General features: G+C 68.6%; 10 protein-coding genes. 8 read left to right on the forward strand and 2 right to left on the reverse strand.

The annotated features are described in order from the left end of the window. The 8 genes from N878_RS09020 to N878_RS09055 all read left to right on the forward strand — a co-directional run. Positions 1-668, forward strand: a 668-nt coding sequence (locus N878_RS09020; protein ID WP_021443340.1) for a deoxyribodipyrimidine photo-lyase, incomplete at its 5' end; no start/stop codon positions are given. Then, positions 665-1,087 (forward strand): nuclear transport factor 2 family protein, encoded by a 423-nt coding sequence (locus tag N878_RS09025; RefSeq protein WP_021443341.1) that lies wholly within the window; start codon positions 665-667, stop codon positions 1,085-1,087. The genes N878_RS09020 and N878_RS09025, both read left to right, overlap by 4 nt. Next, positions 1,084-1,851 carry an SDR family oxidoreductase gene (locus N878_RS09030; protein WP_021443342.1) on the forward strand — a complete coding sequence of 256 codons (768 nt, stop codon included), beginning with the start codon at positions 1,084-1,086 and terminating at the stop codon, positions 1,849-1,851. The genes N878_RS09025 and N878_RS09030 overlap by 4 nt, the downstream gene beginning before the upstream one ends. Continuing rightward, complete coding sequence (locus N878_RS09035; protein ID WP_021443343.1) at positions 1,848-3,095, forward strand: NAD(P)/FAD-dependent oxidoreductase; 1,248 nt, start codon at positions 1,848-1,850, stop codon at positions 3,093-3,095. Before N878_RS09030 ends, N878_RS09035 begins: the two co-directional genes overlap by 4 nt. Further along, entirely contained in the window at positions 3,095-3,895 is an 801-nt protein-coding gene (locus N878_RS09040) for a DUF1365 domain-containing protein (RefSeq protein WP_021443344.1), read from the forward strand. Before N878_RS09035 ends, N878_RS09040 begins: the two co-directional genes overlap by 1 nt. After that, a complete protein-coding gene (locus N878_RS09045; RefSeq protein WP_021443345.1) occupies positions 3,882-5,156 on the forward strand; it encodes a cyclopropane-fatty-acyl-phospholipid synthase family protein in 1,275 nt (424 codons plus the stop codon). The genes N878_RS09040 and N878_RS09045 overlap by 14 nt, the downstream gene beginning before the upstream one ends. Further along, a complete protein-coding gene (locus N878_RS09050) occupies positions 5,149-5,676 on the forward strand; it encodes a DUF2878 domain-containing protein (RefSeq protein ID WP_021443346.1) in 528 nt (175 codons plus the stop codon). Before N878_RS09045 ends, N878_RS09050 begins: the two co-directional genes overlap by 8 nt. Before the next feature lie 124 nt (positions 5,677-5,800). Then, positions 5,801-6,112 carry a YkgJ family cysteine cluster protein gene (locus N878_RS09055; RefSeq protein ID WP_021443347.1) on the forward strand — a complete coding sequence of 104 codons (312 nt, stop codon included), beginning with the start codon at positions 5,801-5,803 and terminating at the stop codon, positions 6,110-6,112. An 84-nt stretch (positions 6,113-6,196) separates the two neighbouring features. Here the strand turns inward: N878_RS09055 and N878_RS09060 are convergent, their stop codons facing one another. Together N878_RS09060 and N878_RS09065 are read right to left on the reverse strand one after the other, a co-directional pair. Beyond that, complete coding sequence (locus N878_RS09060) at positions 6,197-6,712, reverse strand: acyloxyacyl hydrolase (RefSeq protein WP_031302943.1); 516 nt, start codon at positions 6,710-6,712, stop codon at positions 6,197-6,199. A gap of 100 nt (positions 6,713-6,812) precedes the next feature. Further along, the coding region (locus N878_RS09065) for an aspartate/glutamate racemase family protein (protein ID WP_021443349.1) at positions 6,813-7,274 on the reverse strand (462 nt) is incomplete at its 5' end.

Below are 7,274 nucleotides of genomic sequence, written 5' to 3' on the forward strand. Positions count from 1 at the left end.
CGGCGCTGCGCGCCAACCGCGGCGAGTTCGACAGCGGCAACCCCGGCGCCGTCACCTGGATCAACGAACTGCTCTGGCGCGAGTTCTACAAGCACATCCTGGTGGGCTACCCGCGGGTCTCGATGCACCGCGCCTTCCGCCAGGAAACCGAGGCGCTGCCCTGGCGTGACGCGCCGGACGAGCTGGCCGCCTGGCAGCAGGGCCGCACCGGCCTGCCCATAGTCGATGCCGCCATGCGCCAGCTGCGCGCGACCGGCTGGATGCACAACCGCCTGCGCATGATCGTCGCCATGTTCCTGACCAAGAACCTGCTGATCGACTGGCGCGAGGGCGAGCGCTTCTTTATGCGTCAGCTGATCGACGGCGACCTGGCGGCGAACAACGGCGGCTGGCAGTGGAGCGCCTCCACCGGCACCGACGCGGCCCCCTATTTCCGCATCTTCAACCCCATCAGCCAGTCGCAGAAGTTCGATCCCGACGGCCACTTCATCCGTCACTGGGTGCCGGAGCTGGCCGGGCTGAACAAGCGCGACATCCATGATCCGGCCGCGCTCGGCGGACTGCTCGCCCCGGCCGGCTACCCGCGGCCGATCGTCGATCTGGCGCGCTCGCGCGAACGCGCCCTGGCCGCGTTCAAGCATCTCGGCAACCGGGAGGTGCCCGCATGAGCGATTTCCTGTCCACCTTCGGCGAACGCTTCGCCGCGCTGAACAAGGACAACCTCGAGCGGCTCGGCGAGCTGTACAGCGACGACGTGCTGTTTCGCGACCCGTTGCACGAGGTACGCGGCCTGGACGCGCTGCGCCGCTACTTCGCCGAGCTGTACGCCAATGTCGACGCGCTGCGCTTCGAGTTCCACGGCCGCGACCGGGTCGACGAGGGCCAAGGCTACCTGCGCTGGACCCTGAGCTACCGCCACCCGCGCCTGGCCCGCGGCGCACCGATCCAGGTCGACGGCTGCACGCACCTGCAGTGGCGCGACAAGGTCTATCTGCACCGCGACTACTTCGACGCCGGCGCCCTGCTCTACGAGCATCTGCCCGTGCTCGGCCAGAGCATCGGCTGGCTGAAGCGGAGGCTGGCATGAAGCGTATCTGGCTGACCGGCGCCAGCAGTGGCATCGGCATCGCCCTGGCCGAGGAACTGCTGCGCGGCGGCCACCGCCTGGCCCTCAGCGCGCGCCGCAGCGGCCCGCTGCAGGAGCTGGCGATGCGCTTCCCCGAGCAGGTGCTGGTGGTGCCGGGCGATCTCTGCGAGCCCGAGCAGGTGCGCGCCATCGCCCAGCGCATCGAGCAGGCCTGGGGCGCGCTGGATTGCGCCATCCTCAACGCCGGCACCTGCGAGTACCTCGACGCCCAGGCGTACGAGTCCGCCCTCATCGAGCGGGTGATACGCGCCAACCTGCTGTCGGCCAGCCACTGCATCGAGGCGGCCCTGCCCCTGCTGCGTCGGGGCGAGCGGCCGCACCTGGTCGGCGTCGGCAGCTCGGTGACCTTCCTCGCCCTGCCGCGCGCCGAGGCCTACGGTGCCTCCAAGGCGGCCATGCGCTACCTGCTGGAGGCGCTGCGCATCGACCTGGCCGGCGAAGGCATCGACGTCACCCTGATCAGCCCCGGCTTCGTCGACACCCCGCTGACGCAAAAGAACGACTTCCCCATGCCCATGCGCTGGCCGGCGGCAAGGGCCGCCCGGCACATCGCCGCACGGCTGGACAAGCACCCGCTGGAAATCGCCTTTCCCGCGCCCTTTATCGTCACCCTGAAACTCCTCGGCCTGCTGCCCAAACGCCTGCGCCTGGCCATCGGCCGCCGCCTGGCGCGTAGCGAGCCCACCACCCAGGACGCCCCATGAAAATCGCCATCATCGGCAGCGGCATCGCCGGCCTGACCAGCGCCTACCTGCTCAATCGCCAGCACGAGATCCAGGTATTCGAGGCCAGCGACTGGGTCGGCGGCCACACCCATACGGTGGACGTCGAGGTGGACGGCCGCGCGTACGCCATCGACACCGGCTTCATCGTCTTCAACGACTGGACCTACCCCAACTTCATCCGCCTGCTGGAACAGCTCGGCGTGGCCTACCAGCCCACCGAGATGAGCTTCTCGGTCAGCGATCCGGCCAGCGGCCTGGAGTACAACGGTCACGACCTCAACAGCCTGTTCGCCCAGCGCCGCAACCTGGTCTCGCCGGGGTTCTGGGGCATGCTGCGCGACATCCTGCGCTTCAACCGCCAGACCCAGGACGACCTGGCCTGCGGCCGCATCGCCGCCGACACCACCCTCGGCGACTACCTCGCACGCAACGGCTACGGCCAGCGCTTCATCGACCACTACATAGTGCCCATGGGCGCGGCGATCTGGTCGATGTCGCTGGCCGGCATGCTCGGTTTTCCGCTGCAGTTCTTCGTGCGCTTCTGCAAGAACCACGGCCTGCTGTCGATCAGCGACCGCCCGCAGTGGCAGGTGATCGCCGGCGGCTCGCGCAGCTACGTGGCGCCGCTGAGCGCCAGCTTCGCCGAGCGCATCCGGCTCAACTGCCCGGTGCAGCGGGTCGAGCGCGATGCCGGCGGCGTCACCCTGCACAGCGCCGCCGGCGCCGAGCGCTTCGACAAGGTGGTGTTCGCCTGCCACAGCGACCAGGCCCTGGCCCTGCTGGCAGGGCCCAGCGCCGCCGAGCAGGCCATCCTCGGCGCCCTGCCCTACGCCGACAACGAGGTGGTGCTGCATACCGATACGCGCCTGCTGCCCCGGCGCCAGCTGGCCTGGGCCAGCTGGAACTACCGCCTGGGCGGGCCGAGCGATCGACCGGCAGCGGTCACCTACAACATGAACATCCTGCAGGGTATCGACAGCGATACCACCTTCTGCGTCAGCCTCAACCAGGGCGCGGCCATCGACCCGGCCAAGGTACTCGCGCGCTTTCGCTACGCCCACCCGCAGTACAGCCTGGCCGGCATCGCCGCCCAGGCGCGCTGGGAAGAGCTGCAAGGCAGCCAGCACAGCTACTACTGCGGCGCCTACTGGGCCAACGGCTTCCACGAGGACGGCGTGCTCAGCGCGCTGCGCGTGGCCCGCGCCTTCGGCGAGGCGCTGTGATGCACAGCGCCCTGTACAGCGGCTGGGTGCAGCATCGGCGCTTCGCCCCGCGCGCGCACGCCTTCCGCTACCGCATGGGCCTGCTCTACCTCGATCTGGACGAGCAGGACGCCCTGTTCGCCCTCTCAAAGCTGGCCGGGCGCAGCCGCTGGATGCCCTTCGCCTTTCGCGAGTCCGATTACCTGCCGCAATTCACCCGCGCCGGCATGCCCCTGGCCGAGGCGGTGCGCCAGCGCGTCGAGCGGGCCATCGGCCGGCGCCCGCTGGGGCGCATCTGCCTGCTGACCCAGCCGCGCAGCTGGGGCCTGGCGTTCAACCCGGCGAGCTTCTTCTACTGCTTCGACGCCGACGAGCAACTGCTGGCGATCCTCTGCGAAGTGAGCAACACGCCCTGGCGCGAGCGCTATCACTACGTGCTGCCGGCAGCCGGCACTGGGCGGCAGCAGTTCAGCGTGGCCAAGGCCTTCCACGTCTCGCCCTTTCTGCCGCACGAGCTTGAGTACCGCATGAGCTTCAGCCCGGTGGGCGAGCGCCTGGGCATTCATATGGCCGACTGGGCCGGCGAGGAAAAGCTCTTCGACGCCAGCCTCAGCCTGCAGCGCCAGCCCCTGAGCCGCGCCAGCCTGCACCGCCATCTGCTGAGTTTCCCCTGGATGACCGCCAAGACCCTCGCGGCCATCTACTGGCAGGCCCTGCGCCTGCTGCTCAAACGCGTGCCCCTGTTCGCTCACCAGGCCGCGGAAGGCGACTTCCGCGTCGCCCGCCCGCAACCGAAGGACCTGCCCTATGAAAAGCTCTAGCCTGACCTCCGCCAAAGACAGCGTGCGTGCCGGCAGCGGCCTCGGTGCCGGCCTGTTGCGCCGCGCCGTACTGCGCCAGCTGGGTCGCCTGCGCCATGGCCGGCTGACCATCCACGAGGGCGCCGAGACCCTGCACTTCGGCGACCCGCAGGCCAGCCTGCGCGGCGAAATCCGCGTGCTCGACGGCGCGGTCTGGGGCCTGGTGGCCGGCAACGGCTCGATCGGCTCGGGCGAGGCCTATATCCACGGGTACTGGAGCACCCCGGACCTGACCGCGGTGATCCGCATCTTCGTCGCCAACCTGGAGGTGCTCGACGCCATGGAGCGCGGCCTGGCGCAACTCGGCCGGCCGCTGATCCAGGGCCTGCACTGGCTCAACCGCAACACCCGCCAGGGCTCGCGGCGCAATATCGCCGCGCACTACGACCTGGGCAACGAACTGTTCGAGCAGTTCCTCGACCCGACCATGATGTATTCGGCGGCCATGTTCAAAGGCGCGGATGACAGCCTGGAGCAGGCGCAGCTCAACAAGCTGGAGCGCATCTGCCAGAAGCTGGCGCTCAGGCCATCCGACCACCTGCTGGAGATCGGCACTGGCTGGGGCAGCATGGCCATCCATGCCGCCACCCGCTACGGCTGCCGGGTGACCACCACCACCTTGTCGCGCGAGCAGCATGCCCATACCGCACGGCGCATCCGCGAGCTGGGCCTGGAGGATCGCATCACCCTGCTGCTGGAGGATTACCGCGACCTCGAGGGTCAGTACGACAAGCTGGTCTCCATCGAGATGATCGAGGCGGTCGGCCACCGTTTCCTGCCCACCTACTTCCAGCAGTGCGCGCGCCTGCTCAAGCCCGACGGGCTGATGCTGCTGCAGGCCATCACCATCCGTGATCAACGCTACGAGCAGGCTTGCAAGTCGGTGGACTTCATCCAGCGCTACATCTTCCCCGGCGGCGCGCTGCCCTCGGTACAGAAGATGCTCGAGGTGGTCGGCCGGCATACCGACTTCAACCTGCATCACATGGAAGATTTCGGCCTGCACTACGCGCGCACCCTGCGCCTGTGGCACGACAACCTGCGCCAGGCCCGCCAGCGCCTGGAGCAGTTGGGCTACGACGACTACTTCTACCGACTCTGGGAGTTCTACCTGTGCTATTGCGAGGGAGGCTTCCTCGAACGCACCATTGGCACCGCGCAACTGCTGCTGGCCAAGCCGGCCGCGCGGCCCGCCCCTCTGCTAGGAAACTTCGATGCCTAAACTGATCGCCAACGCCCTTCTCTTCCAGCTCGGCTGGCTGGTCTGCGTCTTCGCCGGCGACAGCCCCTGGCTGCTGCTGGTGGCGGCGATCATGGCGGTGCACCTGCTGTGGGTCAGCAGTTGGGCGGCCGAGGGCAAGCTGCTGCTCAGCGTGTTTCTCGCCGGCAGCGCGCTGGACAGTTTCCTGCTCAACCTCGGCCTGTTCGACTTCGGCGAGCCGCGCCAACTGATCCCGCTGTGGCTGGCGCTGCTCTGGCTGCTGCTGGCCAGCACCCTCAACCATTGCCTGGCCTGGACCGCGCAGCCCTGGTGGAAAGGCAGCCTGCTCGGCGCGCTGGCGGCGCCGCTGTCCTACTACGGCGGCGCGCAGATCGCCGACGTCGGCCTGCCGCTGGGCACCTGGCCGACCCTGGCCATCCTCGCCGCGGTCTGGGCGGTGGCGATGCCGGTGCTGCACGGCTTCGCCCGGCTGTATCGCGCCCAGTACGAACAGAGTCTGCGTAGCCGGCGAGCGGCGTAGATTCGGCCTTGAGAGCGCCGCGCGCTCCCTGTCGGCCTTCGCGGCGCTCGGCGCCAACCGGCGCCGCGAACCGCTCAGCCGTCCGCACAGCACGACGGCGAGCCTTGGCGTACACTGCCGCGCCATGAGCCAGACCATCCCCCACAGCCAATTGCCGAGCGAGCCCGAAGTCAGCTGCAGCACCTGCGCGGCCTGCTGCTGCCAGCTGGAAGTGATGCTGTTCGGCGACAGCGGCGTGCCGCCGCGCTATATCGATACCGACCAGTGGGGCGGCGAGGTGATGCGCCGCCTGGACGACGGCTGGTGCGCGGCGCTGGATCGCGACAGCATGCGCTGCACCATCTACGCAGTGCGCCCGCTGATCTGCCGCGAATTCGAGCTGGGCGCGGCCGAGTGCCTGGAGCAGCGCCGCGGTATCGCCGGGGCCTATCGATAAGGGGGTAACCCCGTGCGCCGCGCGCCCCCAATCCCCAGGCGAGACGCGCAACGAAAAAGACCGGGACTGGCCCGGTCTTGTGGTTCAGAAGCTCAGCCGATAATGCAGGGTGTAGGCTTCGGCGCCGTCGTTGGGGTTCTTCAGGCCGGCGTTGGAGTAGTGCACCGCGCGCAGGCCGACCTCCTGGCCGGAGAAGCGCAGGCCGACGCCGATGCGGTCCTCGAACTGGAAGGACGAGCCCAGGTCGTTGTCTTCCAGCTCGGTGCTGGAGAAGGCCGCCACGCCGATGCCCGCCTCGATATAGGGGCGCACGTGCTGGCCGGCGAACTCGTAGACGAACACCGGGGCGAACGACAGGCTATGGTTGCTCGCCGTCTCGTCGCCGTCCCAATAGGTGTACCCCAGATCCCAGTAGCCGGTCAGGCGACCGACGTCGCTCTGCAGCCAGCTGCTGCTCCAGTCCCATTGCGCCCCCAGGCGATAGACCATGGTGGAATCGCCGCTCTGGCCGATGGCAGCGGTCACGTCCGCCGCCTGTACCGCCCCCATCTGTCCCATGGACAAGGCTGCACAGGCAGCCAAAACACACAGCTTCTTCATGAATTATTCCTTCTCGAGAAGTCAGCTAGAACGAATGACCTGCACCTCAGTATAGAAGCCTTCGTTATGAGCGAAAGGCTACAAAGGTACAAAACCCCGCTCAGAATGCCCGTACTTCGGCCGTCTCGCCCAGCAGCACCGGCAATACCCGCTGCATTTGCGCAGGCGACCCGCTGCTCCAGTAACGGGTCGCCTGCGCCGGCCCGGCGGCCAGCAACTGGCCCTGTTCGAGCAGGCGCTGCAGCTGGCGCGCCACCGCCGCGCCGGTGTCGATCAGGCTCACCGAGTCCGGCACCAGACGACGCAGCAGCGGCTTGAGGAAGGGGTAATGGGTGCAACCGAGGATCAGCGTGTCGCAGCCCTCGGCCAGCAGCGGCGCGACATAGCCCTGCAGCAGCTCGCGGGTGGCCGGCGCCTCCAGCGCGCCGGCCTCGATGCACTCCACCAGTCCCGGGCAGGGCTGGGTGATCACCCGCACGTCGCTGGCGAAGCGGTCGAGCAAGGCGGCGAACTTGGCGCTCTTCAGCGTGCCGGTGGTGGCCAGCACGCCGACCACGCCGCT

Origin of the sequence: Pseudomonas sp. EGD-AK9 (assembly GCF_000465935.2) — a bacterium.
Lineage (GTDB): Bacteria > Pseudomonadota > Gammaproteobacteria > Pseudomonadales > Pseudomonadaceae > Aquipseudomonas.

Bases quoted from the DNA above. Each gene is read 5' to 3' on its own strand.
- N878_RS09025 (WP_021443341.1), top strand. From the start codon at position 665: ATGAGCGATTTCCTGTCCACCTTCGGCGAACGCTTCGCCGCGCTGAAC.
- N878_RS09030 (WP_021443342.1), top strand. From the start codon at position 1,084: ATGAAGCGTATCTGGCTGACCGGCGCCAGCAGTGGCATCGGCATCGCC.
- N878_RS09035 (WP_021443343.1), top strand. From the start codon at position 1,848: ATGAAAATCGCCATCATCGGCAGCGGCATCGCCGGCCTGACCAGCGCC.
- N878_RS09040 (WP_021443344.1), top strand. From the start codon at position 3,095: ATGCACAGCGCCCTGTACAGCGGCTGGGTGCAGCATCGGCGCTTCGCC.
- N878_RS09045 (WP_021443345.1), top strand. From the start codon at position 3,882: ATGAAAAGCTCTAGCCTGACCTCCGCCAAAGACAGCGTGCGTGCCGGC.
- N878_RS09050 (WP_021443346.1), top strand. From the start codon at position 5,149: ATGCCTAAACTGATCGCCAACGCCCTTCTCTTCCAGCTCGGCTGGCTG.
- N878_RS09055 (WP_021443347.1), top strand. From the start codon at position 5,801: ATGAGCCAGACCATCCCCCACAGCCAATTGCCGAGCGAGCCCGAAGTC.
- N878_RS09060 (WP_031302943.1), bottom strand. From the start codon at position 6,712: ATGAAGAAGCTGTGTGTTTTGGCTGCCTGTGCAGCCTTGTCCATGGGA.